This is a genomic window from Pseudomonas savastanoi, from assembly GCF_020917325.1.
Taxonomy (GTDB): domain Bacteria; phylum Pseudomonadota; class Gammaproteobacteria; order Pseudomonadales; family Pseudomonadaceae; genus Aquipseudomonas; species Aquipseudomonas amygdali.
This window is the reverse complement of sequence record NZ_CP076652.1, coordinates 2,253,879-2,274,203: the sequence shown is the minus strand read 5'-3', so window position 1 is coordinate 2,274,203 and position 20,325 is coordinate 2,253,879. Positions and strand designations below refer to the sequence as shown.

The 20,325-nt window shown below is 59.5% G+C and carries 12 protein-coding genes and 1 pseudogene; 8 read left to right on the top strand and 5 right to left on the bottom strand.

Annotated features, from left to right (window positions below; genetic code table 11):
- Nucleotides 1-7: 7 nt before the first annotated feature.
- Nucleotides 8-352, bottom strand: coding sequence for a YggL family protein (locus KP808_RS09815; RefSeq protein ID WP_058401058.1), 345 nt, complete (start codon nucleotides 350-352; stop codon nucleotides 8-10).
- Nucleotides 353-681: 329 nt separating this feature from the next.
- Here KP808_RS09815 and dacB point away from each other — a divergent pair, with 329 nt between their 5' ends.
- On the top strand, nucleotides 682-2,148 hold the full coding sequence (gene dacB, locus KP808_RS09810) for a D-alanyl-D-alanine carboxypeptidase/D-alanyl-D-alanine endopeptidase (protein ID WP_230018289.1): 1,467 nt from the start codon (nucleotides 682-684) through the stop codon (nucleotides 2,146-2,148).
- 52 nt (nucleotides 2,149-2,200) lie between these two features.
- Here the strand turns inward: dacB and KP808_RS09805 are convergent, their stop codons facing one another.
- Together KP808_RS09805 and rlmKL are read right to left on the bottom strand one after the other, a co-directional pair.
- The gene (locus KP808_RS09805) at nucleotides 2,201-4,591 is read right to left on the bottom strand and encodes a sensor domain-containing diguanylate cyclase (RefSeq protein WP_058401056.1); all 2,391 of its coding nucleotides are present in this window, start codon (nucleotides 4,589-4,591) and stop codon (nucleotides 2,201-2,203) included.
- A 140-nt stretch (nucleotides 4,592-4,731) separates the two neighbouring features.
- Nucleotides 4,732-6,984 carry a bifunctional 23S rRNA (guanine(2069)-N(7))-methyltransferase RlmK/23S rRNA (guanine(2445)-N(2))-methyltransferase RlmL gene (rlmKL, locus tag KP808_RS09800; RefSeq protein ID WP_230018287.1) on the bottom strand — a complete coding sequence of 751 codons (2,253 nt, stop codon included), beginning with the start codon at nucleotides 6,982-6,984 and terminating at the stop codon, nucleotides 4,732-4,734.
- Between the two features lie 588 nt (nucleotides 6,985-7,572).
- Between rlmKL and rmf the strand changes: the two genes are divergently transcribed.
- The gene (gene rmf, locus KP808_RS09795) at nucleotides 7,573-7,788 is read left to right on the top strand and encodes a ribosome modulation factor (RefSeq protein WP_002553055.1); all 216 of its coding nucleotides are present in this window, start codon (nucleotides 7,573-7,575) and stop codon (nucleotides 7,786-7,788) included.
- 138 nt (nucleotides 7,789-7,926) lie between these two features.
- Here the strand turns inward: rmf and KP808_RS09790 are convergent, their stop codons facing one another.
- On the bottom strand, nucleotides 7,927-8,958 hold the full coding sequence (locus KP808_RS09790) for a quinone-dependent dihydroorotate dehydrogenase (protein ID WP_230018285.1): 1,032 nt from the start codon (nucleotides 8,956-8,958) through the stop codon (nucleotides 7,927-7,929).
- A gap of 251 nt (nucleotides 8,959-9,209) precedes the next feature.
- Between KP808_RS09790 and KP808_RS09785 the strand changes: the two genes are divergently transcribed.
- Nucleotides 9,210-10,421 (top strand): CmpA/NrtA family ABC transporter substrate-binding protein, encoded by a 1,212-nt coding sequence (locus KP808_RS09785; protein ID WP_058408915.1) that lies wholly within the window; start codon nucleotides 9,210-9,212, stop codon nucleotides 10,419-10,421.
- 14 nt (nucleotides 10,422-10,435) lie between these two features.
- A complete protein-coding gene (locus tag KP808_RS09780) occupies nucleotides 10,436-11,011 on the top strand; it encodes an ANTAR domain-containing response regulator (protein ID WP_044308275.1) in 576 nt (191 codons plus the stop codon).
- 59 nt (nucleotides 11,012-11,070) lie between these two features.
- Here KP808_RS09780 and KP808_RS09775 read toward each other — a convergent pair whose 3' ends face one another.
- On the bottom strand, nucleotides 11,071-12,318 hold the full coding sequence (locus KP808_RS09775) for a glycoside hydrolase family 68 protein (RefSeq protein WP_003433034.1): 1,248 nt from the start codon (nucleotides 12,316-12,318) through the stop codon (nucleotides 11,071-11,073).
- Nucleotides 12,319-13,215: 897 nt separating this feature from the next.
- On the opposite strand from KP808_RS09775, the gene KP808_RS09770 reads away from it, so the two are divergent.
- The 4 genes and pseudogenes from KP808_RS09770 (at nucleotide 13,216) to KP808_RS09755 (ending at nucleotide 20,320) form a co-directional block, all read left to right on the top strand.
- Nucleotides 13,216-14,427: a nitrate/nitrite transporter gene (locus tag KP808_RS09770; protein ID WP_230018283.1), complete on the top strand. Its 1,212-nt coding sequence runs from the start codon at nucleotides 13,216-13,218 to the stop codon at nucleotides 14,425-14,427.
- A 7-nt stretch (nucleotides 14,428-14,434) separates the two neighbouring features.
- On the top strand, nucleotides 14,435-16,096 hold the full coding sequence (locus tag KP808_RS09765) for a bifunctional protein-serine/threonine kinase/phosphatase (protein ID WP_058401052.1): 1,662 nt from the start codon (nucleotides 14,435-14,437) through the stop codon (nucleotides 16,094-16,096).
- Nucleotides 16,097-16,373: 277 nt separating this feature from the next.
- Nucleotides 16,374-17,579: pseudogene (locus KP808_RS09760) on the top strand (NAD(P)/FAD-dependent oxidoreductase); the annotation flags it as partial.
- Nucleotides 17,580-17,599: 20 nt separating this feature from the next.
- Nucleotides 17,600-20,320 carry a nitrate reductase gene (locus tag KP808_RS09755; protein WP_230018282.1) on the top strand — a complete coding sequence of 907 codons (2,721 nt, stop codon included), beginning with the start codon at nucleotides 17,600-17,602 and terminating at the stop codon, nucleotides 20,318-20,320.
- Nucleotides 20,321-20,325 lie beyond the last annotated feature (5 nt).

Below are 20,325 nucleotides of genomic sequence, written 5' to 3'. Positions count from 1 at the left end.
CGTTACATCAGGCGGCCGGGTTGATTTCTTTTTCCGGGTACCAGACGTCGATCAGCTGGCTGACAGTGACTTCTGTCAGTTCACTGCGGCCTTTGAGCCAGGCTTCGACAGCAACACGCTGTTCTTCGCTGACCGAGCCACGCTTGCTCAGGCAAACCAGACCGAAGTCGTCGCCGCCCACATAACCAAGACCGTTGGCTTCCATTGCTTCTTTCAGGAAAGCGTCAAGGAAAGCATCGATTGCCTTGTCATCCAGCTCTTGCTTGAAGCCCAGGTTCAGTTCAAAACCCAATTCCTGGAACTCGTCCACACACAGTTTTTTGCGCAGACGGCGGGAGCGGTTATTGGCCATGGGACAATCCTCATCAATAAATATCGGGCGGCACTTTACCAGCTTGGCGATTTAAAAGCCCGACAATTGCGGTCTGTCATGTATATCCGGGGTTGCGACAGCGATGCAGGCCCGATCGATAAAAAATAACGTTTACCGGCCTGCCCCCCATCACAAGCCTGCCCTGCTTGGGGCATAATGCGGCTCGTTTCATGCTTGGCACTGTGTGTTACAAAAAAAGCCCGCCACGCATTCACTACTATAGTTATCAACATCGCATCGAAATAGTTACCGAGGGAATCCATCCATGCCCTCTTTTTTATGTCCCCCTTGCAGTAGGGTTTTATTCAATGATCAAGTCGCTACGTCCATTGTTGCTCGCGTCAATTCTTTTGCCACTGGCTCTTCCCTCCTACGCCGCCGTCATCAACACCACGCTGCCCCCCAAGGTTCAACAGGCCCTTAAAGCCAGCAAACTCGGCGATGACGCGCTCTCGCTGGTGATGTTGCCACTCAACGGGCCGGGCACGCCGACCGTGTTCAATGCCGACGTATCGGTCAACCCGGCTTCCACCATGAAGCTGATCACCACTTACGCCGCGCTGGAAATGCTCGGCCCTACCCACCAGTGGAAAACCGAATTCTTCACCGACGGCACCCTGAGCAACGGCGTGCTGCGCGGCAACCTGTACCTCAAGGGCGGCGGCGATCCAAAGCTGAATATGGAAAAGCTCTGGTTGCTGATGCGTGACCTGCGCGCCAACGGTGTGCAACAGGTGACCGGGGATCTGGTATTGGACCGCAGTCATTTTGTGCAGCCGCAATTGCCCGAGTTCAATGATGACGGCAACGACGAGAACAAGCCGTTTCTGGTCAAGCCCGATGCGCTGATGGTCAACCTCAAGGCATTGCGCTTCGTGACCCGCAACGATGACGGCAGGATTCTGGTTTCGGTCGAGCCGCCGATTGCGACCATCCACATCGACAACCAGGTCAAGGCAAGCGCATCGAAGCAGTGCACCGGAGATGTGCGTTACAACCCGGTCACCCAGCCTGACGGCAGCGTCAATGTGACGGTGACTGGCCAGTTGGGCAACGGTTGCAATTCGCAGACCTATCTTTCGCTGCTGGACCATCCGACCTACGCGGCCGGCGCAGTAAGGGCCATCTGGCAGGAACTGGGCGGCACCATCCAGGGCAAGGACCGCGTTGGCGTTCTGCCCGGCAATGCCAAGCTGCTGGCCAAGGCTTTTTCACCGGATCTGGTGGAAGTCATTCGTGACATCAATAAATTCAGCAACAACACCATGGCCCAGCAACTGTTTCTGAGCCTGGGTGAAGAGTTCCGTAATGAAGCTGACGGTGACGACGGCAAAGCCGCACAGCGCGTCATCCGCCAATGGCTGGCGAAAAAAGGCATCACCGCGCCGCATCTGGTCATGGAGAACGGCTCCGGTCTGTCACGTGCGGAACGTGTCAGTGCCCGTGAGATGGCCATTATCCTGCAGGCTGCCTGGCGCAGCCCGTATGCTGCCGAATTCATGAGTTCGATGCCGCTGGCAGGCATGGACGGCACCATGCGTAAACGTCTGAAGCGCACCCCGCTGCTGGGTGAAGCGCACATCAAGACAGGCACACTGAACACGGTTCGCGCCATTGCCGGCTTCAGCCGCGACAGCAACGGCAACACCTGGGCGGTCGTGGCGATCCTCAACGATCCGCGTCCGTTTGGCGCATCCTCGATACTTGACGAGGTACTGGTCGATCTGTATCGACAGCCGAAACTGAGCAACACCACGGTCTCGATCCAGCAATAACCACCCGCAGCATGCAACCAGCAGACCCGCTTTCGAAGCGGGTCTGTGTGCGTCAGATCTGCTCGGGCTCGACCCGATCGCGACCGGCCTGTTTGGCGGCATAGACGCCCGAGTCAGCGCGCAACAACATCGTGTCGATCCCCTCACCGGCTCGCCAGCTGGCGATGCCGAAGCTGGCCGTCACAACCTGGTCGACGCCTTCGATAACCTGATTGCGCAGGCCCTCGCGCAGGCTCAAGGCCAGCTGATACGCCTGCGAGCCCCGTGCGCCCGGGCAGATCACCATGAACTCTTCTCCGCCCAGGCGGCAGAACACATCATCGCTGCGCAGGCGCTGGCTGATCTTTTCCGAAATCGCCTTGAGCACCTGATCGCCTGCGGCATGCCCGAAACGGTCATTGATGCGCTTGAAATGATCGATATCGAGCATGATGATCGACAGGTTACCGCCGTGCCGGTCGATCCTTTTCAGCTCGGCCTGCATGCGGTCCTGGAAATAGCGCCGGTTGTAGGCGCCGGTCAGTACGTCGGTGACCGAAAGCGCGCGCAATTCCTGTTCGACACGCTTGAGGTCGGTGATATCGGACACAAAGCCGTGCCATAGCACGCTGCCGTCTGCCAACCGTTCCGGTGTCGATGCAGCGCGCAACCAGCGCTGGCCCTTGCGTGGCAGGTCGACACGGTACTCTTCGCTCCAGGGTGTCAGATGCTTCGCGCTGACCAGAATCGAGCTTTTGACGCGCGTCAGGTCCGGTGGTTGGATACGTCGCAAAACGGCCTCGGAATCGCCCAGCAACTGCGCTTCATCGACTTCAAACAGCTCGCACATACCGGCACTGGCGTACCTGAAGCGCGCACTGCCGTCGATAGCCAGGTGATACTGATAAATGCCGCCAGGCACCTGCGAGCCGAGCTTTTTCAACAATTGCCCTTGTTCGGCAAGAGCCTCGTTGACGCGCTTGTGCTCGGTGACATCGATGCACACCGCCAGGTACCCGGTCCACAGCCCCTGATCGTCGCGCACGGCGGTCACCAGCATGTTCACCACCAGGGTGCTGCCGTCACTACGCTGCAGGGTCCACTCCTGCGAGGGATGATGAGCGTCTTGCACGGCGTCGAGAAACATCAGCCGGGAAGCGCTGACCGGGTGCCCGCGGTCCTTGCTCAATACACTCGCACGAGCCTCCAGCTCAGCCGACTGATAAAGGTCCATGAGGCGCAGCCTGCCCAGCACCTCTTCCTGCGAATAACCCAGCATCTTCTGCGCACCGACGTTGAACGTTGTGATCAGCCCGTCCAGGTCGGTTGCAATAATCGCCACTTCCGTCGCGGCGTCCAGCACACTGCGCAATTGCCCGTGCGCCGCCCGCAACTGCTGCCCGCGCTGGCGCAACTCACGGGTACGCTGCGCCACACGCTGCAAGGCTCGCTGACGCTGGCTGATCAGGCTGTAGAGCAACGCGCTGAGCATCAGGCTCAAAAGCCCGCCGAGCCACAGCACCCGGCCCGGCATAATGCTCTGATTGCTCTGGCTGAAGATTTCCGTAGGGCGAACCTCGACCAGATAATCCCTGTCGCCCAGGCTCAGCAGGCTGCTGGCGTACAAATGATTGCGTATGGCTGCGACCGGCGACTGGTAAACCTGCTCAGGCTTTGTCGGCGAGCTGAGGTCAAGCATGGTGACCGCAAGATTGTCCTGTTCCGCGGTGCCAATGCTCATCAATTGCGCCAGGCTGATCACTGCCGTGACATACCCCCTCAATTCCGAAGGCGGCTCGCCAATGGAGAATACCGGCGCCACCAGCAAAATTCCGTACGTGTCTGACGGGTCAAGGGCCAGCAGGCTGATACGAGGCGTTGCAACAATGCGCTTGAGCAAACGCGCACGCTCAAGGGCGACATGACGTACCGGCTCCGAGGCTATATCGAACCCCGACGGCGTGGGAATTTTGCTGAGGGTCTGGATGAATCGAACCGGAAAATACTCATTGCGCACAGCGGCGGTTTTCAAGGTACCGTTTTCATCCATTTCTCGTATGGCGTATTCGGCTGAGCCCTCCTCGCGCGCCTGCTGTTCAAAAGCGGCCCGCTCCGCAAACGTCACTCTGGGGTTCCAGGCGTACGCCTGGGTTCCAATCAGCAATGGCGCGACAAAGCCGTCGAATTCCGATTGCTCGACCTGATGGGAAAAGATAAAGAAGCGACACAGGGTGTCCAGCCGAGTGACCTGCCGGTCCAGACGCTCCTGAAGACGACTGAAGCGCTCTGCGGCAAGCATATCGAACCGCTGGCGCAATTGACGCTGGTAGAGCTCATTGTCGGCCAGCGCCAACATGATGGTAAGTGCCGCTCCGACCATCAATGCTAAAACGGCTATTGGCCACGCTGAGAGCTGGCCGTTGATGAAACTCAGAACTCTGAGCCTGAACCGTTTCGCTGTCATACACAGAAACTCATGACGCCAACATGCTGAAACGCCAAGCTGGCTATGACTTCTGTTATAGCTATTCGCCAGTAATTTTCATAGCGAGCGATGAGCAAACCTGTACAAAACTGTTACAGGCAAGCTCATCACACACCGTGTCAGGCACGCGCCATGATTTTCCAGGCGCGGTGAATCTTGCCGTTGCGGGCAAAATCCTGGTCGATGGTTTGCGCGGTAATATCCTCCACCGCATAGCGCTGGCTCAGATTTTCATCGAGCACGAACTTGCGGAAGTTGTTGGAGAAGTACAGCACGCCACCCGGAGCCAGACGCGCCATGGCCAGATCGATCAGCTCGACCTGATCACGCTGCACATCAAAAATGCCTTCCATGCGCTTGGAGTTGGAGAACGTCGGCGGATCGATGAAGATCAGGTCGTATTCGTCGCGATTGGCCTGCAGCCAGGCCATCACGTCGCCCTGCTCCAGACGATTCTTGTCGGAGAAACCGTTCAACGACAGATTGCGCCGCGCCCAGTCCAGATAGGTCCGCGACAGGTCAACGCTAGTGGTGCTGCGCGCACCGCCCTTGGCAGCATGTACGCTGGCAGTCGCGGTGTAGGCAAACAGGTTCAGGAAGCGCTTGCCGGCCGCCTCGCGCTGAATACGCATGCGCATCGGACGATGGTCGAGAAACAGCCCGGTATCGAGGTAGTCGGTCAGATTCACTAGCAACTTGACGCCGCCTTCGCTGACTTCCAGAAACTGGCCCTGCGCGCTTTGACGCTCGTATTGTTTGGTGCCGCTCTGACGCTCGCGACGTTTGATCACCACACGGTTCTTGTCGATGTTCAACGCCTGCGGAATCGCCGCCAGCGCATCGAACAGCCGGGCCGAAGCCTTTTCCGGATCGATGGACTTGGGCGCTGCGTATTCCTGAACGTGAACCCAGTCGTGATACAGGTCGATCGCCAGCGAATATTCAGGCATGTCGGCGTCATACACGCGGTAGCAATCGATACCTTCGCGGCGCACCCATTTGCCCATCTGCTTGAGGTTCTTTTGCAGGCGATTGGCAAACATCTGCCCGCCTTCGCTCAGGCGCGCCTGTTCGACCACCACCGGTTCCGGCTTGATCGGGTTGCCGTTCTTGTTGAGCTTTCTTTCAACGACTTCAACTTCGACAGGGTTCTCGCGCTCGATCTGACGCTGCTCGGGTGTGCGACGCTCGCCGGTCACGAACTGATCAGGCGTGACCTTGATCAGCAGCAGTTTGCACGGCAAGGCACCGTTCCAGAACGAATACTGTTTGTGGCTGCGAATGCCCATGCGCTTGCCCAGGTCAGGCGCGCCGGTGAACACCGCAGCTTCCCAGTTAAGGCAGGACTGACGCAGGCGCTCGCCCAGATTCTGGTAGAGATACAGCAGGCTGGCTTCATCACCCAGACGCTCGCCGTACGGAGGGTTGCAGATCACCAGACCTTTCTGGTTCTGGTCGGGACGCGGCTCGAAGGTCGCGACTTCGCCCTGATAGACCTTGATCCAGTCACTCAGACCTGCACGTTCGATGTTGTTGCGCCCAGGCTGGATCAGTCGCGGATCGGCCTCGTAACCGCGAATCCATGAAGGCGTTTTGGCCAGCCCTGCTTCTGCGCGGGCCAGCGCTTCGTCGTGCAGCTTGCGCCACAGCGCCGGAACGTGGCCGAGCCAGGCAGAAAAGCCCCAGCGTTCACGCTTGATGTTCGGGGCGATGTCGGCGGCGATCATGCCGGCCTCGACCAGAAACGTACCGACACCGCACATCGGGTCAGCCAGCGCGCCGCCCTCGGCAGCAATACGCGGCCAGCCAGCACGGATCAGGATAGCGGCGGCGAGGTTTTCCTTCAGCGGTGCAGCGCCCTGCTGCAGGCGATAGCCGCGCTGGTGCAGGCTGTGCCCGGACAGATCGAGGGACAGAATGGCTTCGCCTCGGTCCAGTCGCAGGTGCACGCGCAGATCGGGGTTGATCTTGTCCACCGACGGACGCTCGCCATCCGGTGTACGCAGTTTGTCGACGATCGCATCCTTGACCTTCAATGCACCGAAGTGGGTGTTATCGATGCCTGACCCGTGGCCACTGAACTCCACTGCGATGGTGCCATCGGACTCGAGATGATCATGCCACTCGACATCCAGTACGCCGTGATAGAGGTCTTCGGCATCCTTCATCGGGAAGCGCTTGAGCACCAGCAGCACGCGGTTGGCCAGCCGCGACCAGAGGCACAGCCGGTAGGCGGTCTCCATGTCGGCCGAGCCGCGAATGGCCGACGTGTGCTCGCGGGTCTCTTGCAGACCCAGTGCCGTAGCTTCCTCGGCAAGCAGTCCTTCAAGGCCTTTGGGGCAAGTAAGGAAAAGTTCGTAGCGATCCGACATGTGTATTCCAGGGCCTGAGCCGTCAGCGGCGGGCAACGCATTGCCCTGCCAGATTTGAACAGGCGTCTTTCGTGGAGAACGCCTGCGTGGCACGTGATGTGTACCGGTCCACCGCATGATCCTGTCATGTCATTGCGGCAGTTATGGCGCGTATTAGAACAGATATCAGGTAAGCCGATGTCGGCAATAAGGCGCGCAATCAAGAGTCGTGTTTTGAAAAGTCACATTTGTGCAGCGCCGATCATGACCCTTCGTCGCTTAAACAGCCAAGGCATTGAGCCAGTATATGAGCCTGATAAGCGATTTCAATTAGCCTGCAAACGCCCATGTTCAAGGGGCCGCAGAAAAAATCATGGTGGAAACAGATCATCGCTTATTGCTCGACAGACCTGAATGTGACGTGCTTATGACAAAACGATCATTCACACCGCCCTGCGCTTTGGTTAGAAATCGTCTCAGGTCATCTCCGCAACGGTTATGGCATCAAGGCCCGCGACGCCGGCAGCGGGCCCCAACGGCAGAAGATTCTGCCCGACCTCATCACGGGGTCTCAGGGATATTACAGTCAACAGACGAGGGCATTACCCTATGAGAAGACTTAAGCGTGATCCGTTGGAAAGAGCATTTTTACGCGGATATCAATACGGCGTTCATGGTAAATCCCGTGAGCTTTGCCCTTTTACTCTACCGTCAGTACGCCAGGCATGGATCAATGGCTGGCGCGAAGGACGCGGCGACAACTGGGACGGTATGACCGGCACTGCGGGCATCCACAGACTCAACGAACTTCACGCGGTCGGATGAGGCGATTAAAAGACTTTCAGGCCTCTGTCGGGCCACCCACATGATTGACTGATTCACACCTGTACAATGCACGCCCGACCCGGGCGGCGGGCCAACGCCCAGGGGCTCTCTCGAGGAGCCCCTTTTTTTGCCTTCGATTCAGCGTACGGCCGGTGGCATTGCCGCAATGGCGTCCACCGATTCGCGAATCAGCGCAGGGCCCTTGTAGATGAAACCGGAATAGATCTGCACCAGACTGGCACCTGCGGCTATCTTCTCGGCAGCATGCCGGCCTTCAGTGATTCCACCAGCGGCAATGATCGGCAGGCGACCCGCCAGCTCACCGGCCAGCACCTTGACGATGTGCGTGCTTTTTTCCCGCACCGGCGCACCCGACAGACCACCCGCTTCATCGCCATGCGGCAGCCCTTCCACACCCTGGCGGCTGAGCGTGGTGTTGGTGGCAATCACTGCATCCATACCCGACTCTATCAGTGCAGAGGCCACCAGCACGGTTTCTTCATCGCTCATGTCCGGGGCAATCTTGATCGCCAGTGGCACGCGCCTGCCGTGCCGTTGCGTCAGTTCCTCCTGGCGCAGGCTCAGGGCCTGGAGCAGTTGCTTGAGCGAGTCACCGAACTGCAGGCTGCGCAGCCCCGGCGTATTGGGCGAACTGACGTTGACGGTGACGTAGCTGGCATGGGCATAGACCTTGTCCAGGCAGATCAGGTAATCGTCGACCGCACGCTCGACCGGCGTGTCGAAGTTCTTGCCGATATTGATGCCCAGAATGCCGCGATACTTTGCCGCCTGGACCCGGGACACCAGGTTGTCGACACCCAGATTGTTGAAGCCCATGCGATTGATGATCGCCTCGGCGTGCGGCAGGCGGAAAATGCGCGGCTTGGGGTTGCCCGGCTGTGGACGTGGCGTCACAGTACCGATCTCGACAAAGCCGAAGCCCAGTTGCGCAAAGCCATCGATGGCTGCACCGTTTTTGTCCAGACCTGCTGCCAGCCCCACAGGGTTGGGAAATTCAAGGCCCATCACACTGACCGGCAACTTCGCCGGGGACTTGCTCAGCAGGCCATTGAGGCCCAGCCGCCCGCCTGCACCGATCAGGTCCAGCGAAAGGTCATGAGAGGTTTCCGGGGAAAGTTTGAACAGTAACTGGCGGGCCAGGTTATACATGGCGGGATGGGCTCGTGAGCAGCTGAATTCAGGGTGGCGATTATAGACGTGTGCAGGCCTGTCAGGCGAGGCGCGCGACAAACTTGTTGCTCGCCTCTCCCCGGCGATGGCATATGCCTTGCTTGAAACCGCTATCGGCACTCGCTCCAACGGCGGAGCGGTGCATGGACAACGGCGTCGCTTCGACACTTGCATTGCAATGGGTCGGACGACGCCTTTTTTCTGGACGGACCTTTGATGAAGCACGCGCGATGAACGAACGAACCGGTAATGCGCTGGACTGGGTGGCCGGTAGCGACGCCCCGGAAATGAACAGCCTGGACGTGGGCTTCATGGCATTGACCGACTGCGCCCCGCTGGTGGTCGCGGCCACTCAGGGTTTCGCCCAGCCTTACGGCCTGAGCCTGAACCTCGAGCGTCAGACCTCCTGGGCCGGGCTGCGCGACAGGCTGGTCAGCGGGCAGTTGCAGGCGGCACACAGCCTGTACGGCCTGATCTATGCGGTGGAAATGGGCATCAGCGGTGGTCCGGCGACCGACATGGCGATCCTCATGGGGCTCAATCAGAACGGCCAGTGCATCAACCTGTCCCGCGAATTGCAGGAGGCTGGCGTGATCACTCCTGAGGCACTGGACAAACGTGCGCACCAAAGCGGCTCAAGGCTGACCTTCGCGCAGACCTTCCCCACCGGCAACCATGCCATGTGGCTCTACTACTGGCTCGCCAGCCAGGGCATTCACCCGCTCGATGATGTGAACAGTGTCGTGGTGCCCCCCACGCAAATGGCGCAACACCTGCAGGCTGGGCGCATCGACGGTTTCTGCGTCGGCGAACCCTGGGGTGCCAGCGCCGTTCAGCAGCAACTGGGCTTCACGATGGCGACCAGCCAGTCGATCTGGCCGGATCACCCGGGCAAGGTGCTGGGCTGTACCCGCGAGTTTGTCGAACAGAACCCCAACACGGCCAGAGCACTGATCATGGCCGTCCTGGAAGCCAGCCGTTTCATCGAGCAAAGCGATCATAACCGGCGCAGCACCGCACAGCTGCTCAGCGGTGCGGATTATCTGGATACCTCGCCGGACTGCATCGAGCCACGCCTGCTTGGCCACTACAGCGACGGCCTCGGCAATCACTGGCAGGACCCGCATGCAGTCAGTTTCCATGATCAGGGGCAGGTCAATTATCCGTGGCTGTCCGACGGCATGTGGTTCATGACTCAGTTCCGGCGCTGGGGCCTGTTGCGTGAAGACCCGGACTACCTGGCCGTCGCCAGCCGCGTCCAGCAACTGGACCTGTATCGCCAGGCAGCCGATGCGCTGGGCATCGACTCACCCGCAGCAACCCTGCGCAGCAGTCAGTTGATCGATGGCAAGGTCTGGGACGGCAGCGATCCCGCAGGCTACGCACGTAGCTTCAAGCTCCACTCGCTGGCCGACAACGCGCCCGCTGTGGCCAGTCGTTGACGGAGAACGTGACCATGCTGCGTATCCTGCTTATCAATGACACCGCCAAAAAGGTCGGTCGCCTCAAGTCAGCCTTGATAGAGGCCGGTTTCGACGTGATCGACGAATCCGGCCTGATCATCGACTTGCCCGCTCGCGTTGAAGCGGTGCGCCCGGACGTCATCCTGATCGACACCGAATCGCCAGGACGCGATGTAATGGAACAAGTGGTGCTGGTCAGCCGTGACCAGCCGCGACCCATCGTGATGTTCACCGACGAGCACGATCCGGGCGTGATGCGCCAGGCCATCAAGTCCGGGGTCAGCGCTTATATCGTCGAGGGTATTCAGGCCCAACGGCTGCAACCGATTCTGGATGTGGCAATGGCCCGCTTTGAAAGCGATCAGGCGCTGCGTGCGCAATTGCATGCCCGCGATCAGCAACTGGCCGAGCGCAAGCGCATCGAACTGGCCAAGGGGCTGCTGATGAAAATGAAGGATTGCAACGAGGAAGAGGCGTACACCCTGATGCGGCGCCAAGCGATGAGTCGCCAGCAAAAGCTGATTCAGGTGGCCGAGCAAATTATCGCGATGAGCGAGCTACTGGGGTAAACGAGCGAAGAACGCCTGCTCGCACAGGCGTTCTTCAGCGTTTACAGGGGCGCAGCCTGTCAGCTCAACTGCACATCCTTCATCGCCGGGACGTAGCCGTAGTCATACTCTTCCTGCACGAACGAGCGGTCGCCCTTCAACAGGATTCTGACCGTCGGCGCCTCGGTGCCGCCGATACGGTAGTCATCGCCGCTGGTGGGCACGCTGTCGATGAACGAAGTCACCAAGCCGTTGGGCATCACACAGTGGGAGTACGTCTGGAATGGCTGTGCAGGCGGATTGCCCAGCACCAGTCCGGAAGCGTTCATCGGCCGGTAAGGCCCGAACAAATGCTCGCCCACAAAACCGTAAACGCCGTCCGGCCCGGTCACACCGTCGGCATACGTAAACTTGTGACTAATGGTGAATAAATAATACTTGCCGTCCTGAAAGACATAATGCGGACGTTCAGTCTGGTCATTGACGCCCACCGCAGTCACCAGTGGCGGTAGTATTTCCCACTCTTCTCCGCTGAGATCTTTCGCAACTGCCAGGCCGATACAGCCCACTTGAAAACGCGCACCCCCCACTTCTTCATGGCCGGGTGGCACCGGGCCAAGTTCTGCAGCGCCAACGGTATGCGTACCGCGTTCGCCGGCCACATTACCTTCAAAGACCATATACAACTTGCCATCATTGGGATCAATAAACGGACTCGGGTCGCGGAAGTTCCACGTCGAGTTCTGCGCTTCGGTTTGATAATAAGTGCCGTCGGCCTCGAACAGTTTTTTGACCTGGGTAAAGTCTTTCAACTCCACGCCCTGATCGGACGTCACAATACGGCCGCGCACTTTGGCAATGGTCGCCCCCGGTGTCACGCAGGTGTAGTAAAGATCGATATCACCCTTGTCATTCAATAATACCGGTGTGCCCGCCCACTCACGGGTGGTGGGCGACACGCCTTCGGCCATGACCCGGCCACCGAAGATCCAGTTCTTGCCGGTGCGCGAATACCAGTAGCACATGCGCGCCCGCCCGTGACGATCTTCCCAGTCGCGCTTGATGTCGTAGCGGCCGTTGGCGCCGAGATACTGCGGGTCGTCGGGGTGGCGATCAGCCGTCAGTGTGACGATAACCGACCAGCCGTTGACTGAGACCACCGTGCCGTCAAGCTCTCGCAACGGCATGGTGTCCCAGATGAAGACCTTATCACTCATGACCGGAAAGTCCGCTTTTACCAACGGCTGCGTGGTGGTCGGATCATTTTCATTGACCTTCAACGCATCGGCACGGGACCAGATGGTAGGTGCGTAATTGATGTTACTCATGATGATGTCCTTTATTGGCGCCTGCAATGAAGCGCGAAGAGGAAGACAGCCCGGTCTGCGGGCTGTAGTGCCGGGAGGTACCCGGGATCGGTGTTTCAAGCCCTGGGGCAACTGAAAACCGGAAAAAGAGCGAGTAGCCGATTACTTTTTTCAAAAGTAAACATTTATCGAAATTGACAGGCAATTTGCAATTACAGATTGCCATAGTGAAGAGTAAATTCATGTCCTGATGAATGAGCCGTGTTAATCACGGTGCAATGAATGCTGTCAGAGATACCGGGCAATGTAAATTAAATATTGAGACCGGCGTTATCGTACAACTTCAATAAACAGAAAATTAATAAATATTAACACTTATTGATCATCGCTATTAACACCGTCATACAAGCACATCAAAACAGCATCACAGTGACAGTACCTAATATCAAAACTAGTGGCACATGAAATAATAATAACGCCATTGAACTTTAATAAACTCTTCAGTAACCACGCTTGATCTCGTCCTGTCAGGCTGCAGGCTGTCGCTCGCGGCGCGCCCTGTTTTACGGCGCTTTGCTGACGAGCGCCCGCTTCAAGGTCACTGACCGGCCCTCGCCTACTTCCTGGAAATCACCCAAACCCGCTCGCAGCTTGCAGCTAACCGCTCGCAACGCCATTGGCCCATCTCTTGCTTTAGCAATCGCACGGTAGCCAACGGCGGCTATCACTTTTTACGACAAAGACGTCGCTCATCTCTTTCCGCTCACGTGGACAGAGAGGCGACGTTTTTTGCGTTTTGGTCCCGGTGACGGGGCCGGTGGAGTCGCCGTCATTCGGAACACTCCACCACAGCGTCTGGAATACCCCGTGTCGAGGTCATGGCCCGACTGACTAACTAGCAGATGATGAGGTGTGCACATGGATACAAGCTTCTGGAAGGCAGGCCATAAACCGACCCTGTTTGCGGCGTTTCTCTATTTCGACCTGAGCTTCATGGTCTGGTACCTGCTCGGCCCGCTGGCCGTGCAGATTGCCACTGACCTGCACCTGACCACTCAGCAACGCGGCCTGATGGTCGCCACACCGATTCTGGCGGGTGCCGTGCTGCGCTTTTTCATGGGTCTGCTGGCGGACCAGCTGTCGCCCAAGACAGCCGGCATCATCGGTCAGGCGATTGTCATCGGCGCACTGCTGGCAGCCTGGCAACTGGGCATTCACACCTACGGTCAGGTACTGCTGCTGGGGCTGTTTCTGGGTATGGCGGGCGCTTCATTCGCCGTCGCGCTGCCTCTGGCGTCGCAATGGTATCCACCGCAGCACCAAGGCAAGGCGATGGGCATTGCCGGTGCGGGCAACTCGGGTACCGTGCTGGCAGCATTGATCGCGCCGGTACTGGCCGCCAGTTTCGGTTGGGGCAACGTGTTCGGTCTGGCGCTGATCCCGCTGGTTCTGACCCTGATCGCTTTCACCCTTATGGCGCGCAACGCCCCGGAGCGCAGCAAGCCCAAATCCATGGCGGACTATCTCAAGGCGCTGGGTGATCGTGACAGCTGGTGGTTCATGTTTTTCTACAGCGTGACGTTCGGCGGCTTCATCGGCCTGGCCAGCGCCCTGCCCGGCTATTTCAACGACCAATATGGCTTGAGCCCGATTACTGCCGGTTACTACACCGCTGCCTGTGTCTTCGGCGGCAGCCTGATGCGCCCGCTCGGTGGCGCGCTGGCTGACCGCTTTGGCGGGATTCGCACGTTGACCGTGATGTACGCCGTTGCGGCCATCGGTATCGCGGCGGTGGGTTTCAACCTGCCAAGTTCGTGGGCAGCACTGGCCCTGTTCGTTGCCGCGATGCTGGGCCTGGGTGCCGGTAACGGCGCGGTCTTTCAGCTGGTTCCGCAGCGTTTCCGCAAGGAAATCGGGGTCATGACCGGCCTGATCGGCATGGCAGGCGGCATCGGTGGCTTCCTGCTGGCAGCCGGTCTGGGCACTATCAAACAGAACACTGGCGATTACCAGTTGGGCCTGTGGCTGTTCGCAGGTCTGGCGGTGCTGGCCTGGTTCGGTTTGCTGAACGTTAAACGTCGCTGGAGAACCACCTGGGGTTCGGCGGCCGTGACTGCGGCGCGAGTCTGAACCGCCGATGACGCTGCAATTGCAGTTCGCTCAATTCAGCGCCAGCGGTCCGCGCGCGGAAAACCAGGATGCTCTGCGCCTGGTCACTCCGGCCCCGGCACTGGCCGCCAGCAAGGGCTATCTGTTCGCCCTGGCCGACGGCGTCAGCCAGTGTGCCGATGGCGCACTGGCTGCGCAGTCCACGCTACAGGCGCTGGCACTCGACTATTACGCCACGCCGGAAACCTGGGGCGTGGCCCAGTCTCTCGACCGCCTGCTGCTGGCGCAGAATCGCTGGCTGCTGGCCAACGGTTTACTGACCACCCTCAGTGCTCTGGTGCTGCGCGGACGACGCTTCACCCTGGCCCACGTCGGTGACTGCCGGGCTTATCGCTGGCAGGCCGGTACGCTAAAGCGCATCAGTGAAGACCACGTCTGGGAACAGGCCGACATGCAGCATGTGCTCAAGCGCGCGCTGGGCCTGGACCAATACGTGGTTATGGACTATCTGGACGGCGAGCTGTGTGAAGGTGAACGACTGTTGCTGGTCAGCGACGGTATCTGGGCGACCCTTGGTGATGCCAGCATCCGCTCGATTCTGACCGAGCAGGACAACCTCGACTCGGCGGTGAAAACCCTGGTCAGCGCGGCGCATCTGGCAGGCAGCCAGGACAATGCCAGCGCCCTGCTGATTCAGGTCGATAGCCTGGGCGAGGACGATCTGGGGGACACGCTGCTGCAATTGCAGCAATGGCCACTGCCACCCGCGCTCAAGGCGGGCCAGATTTTCGAAGGCTGGACGGTTGGCAATATCGCGGCGCAGTCGCGCCAGTCCATCCTTTATCGGGTGACCGATACCCACGGCCAACCGTGGCTGCTCAAGACCCTGCCCGCCAGCCGACATGACGAATCGGGTGCTGGCCAGGGGTTATTGCTTGAAGAGTGGTTTTTGCGCCGGGTTGCCGGGCGCTTCTTTCCCGAGGTCCATCCGTTGGCAGACCGTCAGCACCTGTATTACGTGATGCGCGAGTATTGCGGAAATACACTGGCCGAGGTTTTCACGCGCAACGGGCCGCTGCCGCTGGCTCAATGGCAGGACCTCGCGACCCGACTGTTACGCGCTGCGGGCCTGCTGCATCGACGCAACATCATTCATCGCGATCTCAAACCGGAAAACCTGCTGCTGGCAGATGATGGCGAACTGCGCCTGCTGGATTTCGGTCTGGCTTACTGCCCGGGACTGTCAACCGGCAACCCTGACGACTTGCCCGGCACCCCGAGCTACATCGCTCCGGAAGCCTTCAACGGCGCTGAGCCGCATCCGCAGCAAGACCTCTATGCGGCAGGCGTCACGCTTTACTACCTGCTAACAGGCCACTACCCATATGGCGAGATCGAAGCCTTTCAGCATCGCCGCTTCGGCACGCCGATCGCCGCCAGCCGTTATCGACCGGATCTGCCGCAATGGCTGAGCCAGAGTCTGGACAAGGCACTGCAAGCCGACCCGTACCAGCGTTACGAAACCGCCGAGCAGTGGTTACTGGAAATGGAGCAAGCCGAGCATCGCCCGGTGGTAGCAAAACCGCGCCCATTGCTGGAACGCGAACCGCTCAAAGTCTGGCGAACGCTGGCACTGTTCTCGATGCTGCTCAATCTTCTGCTGGTGATCTGGCTCATGAGCCATCACTGAAGCGGACCGCCCTGCTTCTGTGCAACACGCCTCAACGCAGTGCAGAAATAACCTGAGGCATCGACCGTAACCCCCTTTACGCAGGTAAATGCGAGTTGGCACAGGCGCTGCATGGTCTTGTGCAGATCATTCATAACGCGTAGCCCTCAACGATGAGGGCTGCGCCTCCCGATAGAGCGGGACCGGACAAAGGCGTCCCCGTCAGGCAACTGGCGGGACGCCTTTTTTTGTTTGCGCGAAACGTGTCGAGCACGCGCTGCAGTGACTCGGAGGCAAGATGAAAAAACTCAAACTGGTGATGATAGGCAACGGCATGGCCGGCGTGCGCACACTCGAAGAGTTGCTGAAACTGAGCGAAGACCTGTATGACATCACGGTCTTCGGTGCCGAGCCACACCCCAACTACAACCGCATCATGCTGTCCCCGGTGCTGGCAGGCGAACAGAATTTCGAAGACATCGTGCTCAACGATCTGGCCTGGTACGAAAGCAACGGTATCCAGTTGTTGCTGAACCGTCGCGTGGTGAAGATTGACCGAATCAAACGCGTGGTAATCGCCGATGACGGCACCCAGGCCTCTTACGATCGCCTGCTGATCGCCACCGGCTCGCGACCTTTTATTCTGCCGGTTCCCGGCAACACGCTGGAAGGCGTCATCGGCTACCGCGACATCGGCCACACCCGCCAGATGATCGATACCGCCGTCACGCACAAACGTGCAGTGGTCATCGGCGGCGGCCTGCTCGGGCTCGAAGCTGCCAACGGCTTGAGCCTGCGCGGCATGCAGGTCACTGTGATTCACAACGGCCAGACGCTGCTGGAACGCCAACTGGACAAAACCAGCGGGCTGATGCTGCAAGCAGCACTGGAAAAGCGTGGCCTGGGTTTTCGCCTCAACGAACAGACCGAAGCCCTGCTCGGCGATGATCTGGGCCGCGTACGCGCGGTGCAATTCAAAAACGGCGAGGTGATCGACACCGATCTGGTAGTCATGGCCGCAGGCATACGTCCCAACACCGAATTGGCCGAACAGGCTGGCCTGCCCTGCAACCGGGGCATTCTGGTCAACGATACGTTGCAGACCTACGACCCGCGCATCTATGCGATTGGCGAATGCGTCAGCCATCGCGGCATCGCTTACGGGCTGGTGGCGCCGCTGTTCGAACAGGCCCGGGTGTGTGCCAATCACCTTGCGCAGCTTGGCTTTGCCCGTTATCCGGGGTCAGTGACCTCGACCAAGCTGAAAGTCACCGGCATCGACCTGTTTTCCGCCGGGGACTTTCTGGGTGCTGAAGGCACTGAAAGCATCACCCTCTCGGACCCCATCGGCGGCGTCTACAAGAAACTGGTGATCAAGAACGACGTACTGGTCGGCGCCTGTCTTTATGGCGACACCGCGGACGGTAGCTGGTACTTGCAGCAGATCCGTGATGGCCAGGGCATCGATGCCATACGCAATCACTTGATATTCGGCAAGCCCGCCGCGCCAGAGGCCGCCCGCGCATGACCAGCCTCGCCATTCAGACCACTCGGGTAACCGCCTCCACCTGCTGCTATTGCGGCGTTGGCTGCGGCGTGCTGATCGAGCATGACGGCCAGAATATCCTCGGCGTCAGCGGTGACCCGAAGCACCCGGCCAACTTCGGCAAGTTGTGCAGCAAAGGTTCAAGTCTGCACCTGACCGGGGACATCGACGCGCGCGCACTGTACCCGGAACTACGCCTGAGCAAAGACCTGGCACGCAGCGTCACCGATTGGGACACTGCGCTGGAGCACGCGGCCAACGTCTTCGCCGAGAGCATCCGCGAGCACGGCCCCGACAGCGTCGCATTCTATATTTCCGGCCAGTTGCTGACCGAGGACTACTACGCGTTCAACAAGCTGGCCCGCGCACTGGTCGGCACCAACAATATCGACAGCAATTCACGGCTATGCATGTCTTCGGCCGTGGCAGGCTACAAGCGCAGCCTGGGCGCCGACGCACCGCCTTGCAGCTATGAAGATATCGAACTGAGCGATTGCGTGATGATCGTCGGCAGCAACATGGCCTACGCGCACCCGATTCTGTTTCGTCGCCTGGAAGAAGCGAAAAGCCGTCGCCCGCAGATGAAACTCATCGTCATCGACCCACGACGCACTGATACCTGCGAACTGGCGGACCTGCACCTGGCGATTCAGCCTGGCACCGACGTTGCGCTGTTTCACGGCATCCTCAATGTGCTGATCAGCGAAAGCCTGGTTGACCCCGAGTTCATTGCCGCACACACACAGGGCTATGAGGCGCTGTCAGCGCTGGTACGAGATTACCCGCCTGAACACGTAGCAACCCTCTGCGGCATTACCCAGGAACAGCTACACACCTGCGCCCGCTGGGTGGGTGAAGCCCCGGGCTTTCTGTCGCTGTGGTGTATGGGCCTGAATCAATCCACTGCAGGCAGCGCAAAAAACAGCGCACTGATCAACCTGCACCTGGCCACCGGGCAGATCGGCCGACCCGGTGCAGGCCCCTTTTCGCTCACCGGTCAACCCAACGCCATGGGCGGACGTGAAACCGGCAGCCTGTCCAACCTGCTGCCCGGCCATCGCGACGCAGCCAATCCCGAACACCGTGCGCAGGTTGCGCACTACTGGGGCGTCGACAGCCTGCCCGCCAAGCCCGGTTTGTCCGCCATCGAACTGTTCGAGCAACTGCAGAACGGTACGATCAAGGCATTGTGGATTGCCTGTACCAACCCGGCACAATCACTGCCCGATCAGAACAGAATCCGACAGGCGCTGGAAACCTGCCCGTTCGTGGTGCTTCAGGAGGCCTTCAAGACCACCGAAACGGCGCGCTATGCCGACCTGTTGCTGCCTGCCGCCAGCTGGGGCGAGAAAGAAGGCACGGTGACCAACTCGGAGCGGCGCATTTCCAATGTCCGCAAAGCCGTTGCGCCCCCCGGCGAAGCGCGCTCCGACTGGGCAATTACTGTGGACTTCGCCCAGCGCCTGCAAAAGCGCCTGCAACCCGATGCACCTGCGCTGTTCGATTTCCACACACCCAAGGCCTTGTTCGATGAATTCAAAGGCCTGACGGTCGGGCGGGATCTGGACATGTCCGGGATCGACCGCGAGCTCATCGACCTCCATGGCCCACAGCAATGGCCCTTCCCTCGCGGTGCCAGCGTGGGCACGCCGCGGCTGTATACCGATGGTATTTTCCCCACCGACTCGGGCCGTGCGCAGTTTTTATCCGAGCCTTATATCGCCGCCAAAGAGCTGCGCGATGCTGACTACCCACTGACACTCAACACCGGCAGGCTGCGCGATCAATGGCATGGCATGAGCCGCACCGGCACGGCTGCGCGGCTGTTCGGGCATGTCAGCGAAGCGCTGTTGAGTCTCAACCCTCAAGACATGCGGCGTCATGACCTGCAACCTGGCGATCTGGTCAAGCTGATCAGCCGACGCGGCGAGCTGCTGTTGCCCGTCGGCGGCGATGACAGTATTGCCTGCGGTCAGGCCTTCTTGCCGATGCACTGGGGCGACCGGTTTCTCAAGGGCGGCGTAAACACGCTGACTCAGCCAGCCTTCGACCCGGTCTCGAAACAACCGGAACTCAAGCATTCCGGGGTCAGAATCGAAAAAGCTTATCTGCCCTGGCAGTTTTTCGCCCTGATCGAGGGCAATGTGCAGCAGCAGATGGAAAGGCTGCGCCCTCTGTGCGACGTGTTTACTTACCTGAGCATGGGCCTTGCCGGACGCGAGCGGCCTGCATTGGTCATACGCGCCGCCAGCGCCGAAGCGCCTGATCCGATGCTGCTGCAGCACATTGACCAGATACTGGGCCTCAATGAAGGGCCGGTTATGGCTTATGACGACCCCAAGCGCTCAATTGGCAAGCGGGTGCGTATCGACAACGGCCGCATTACCGCCATCCGCCTGGCCGGTGAAACACTTGCCCGACACTGGCTGCAGGCGCTATGGCTGGAAGAGCGCATTGATGCTTCGCTACGGCGCTGGCTGCTTGCCCCGCTCAGTAGCGAACCTGGCAAAGACTCGACGCAGCCCCGTGACAAGACCTTGTGCAACTGCATGAACGTCAGCCAGAGCGCAGTAATGGACGGAATCGGGCGCGGCCTGGACCTGAATCAACTCAAGACACAATTGGGCTGCGGGACCCAATGCGGCTCCTGCGTGCCTGAAATAAAAAGACTGATCAACACCGTGGCCGTTACCCAATGAGGAGT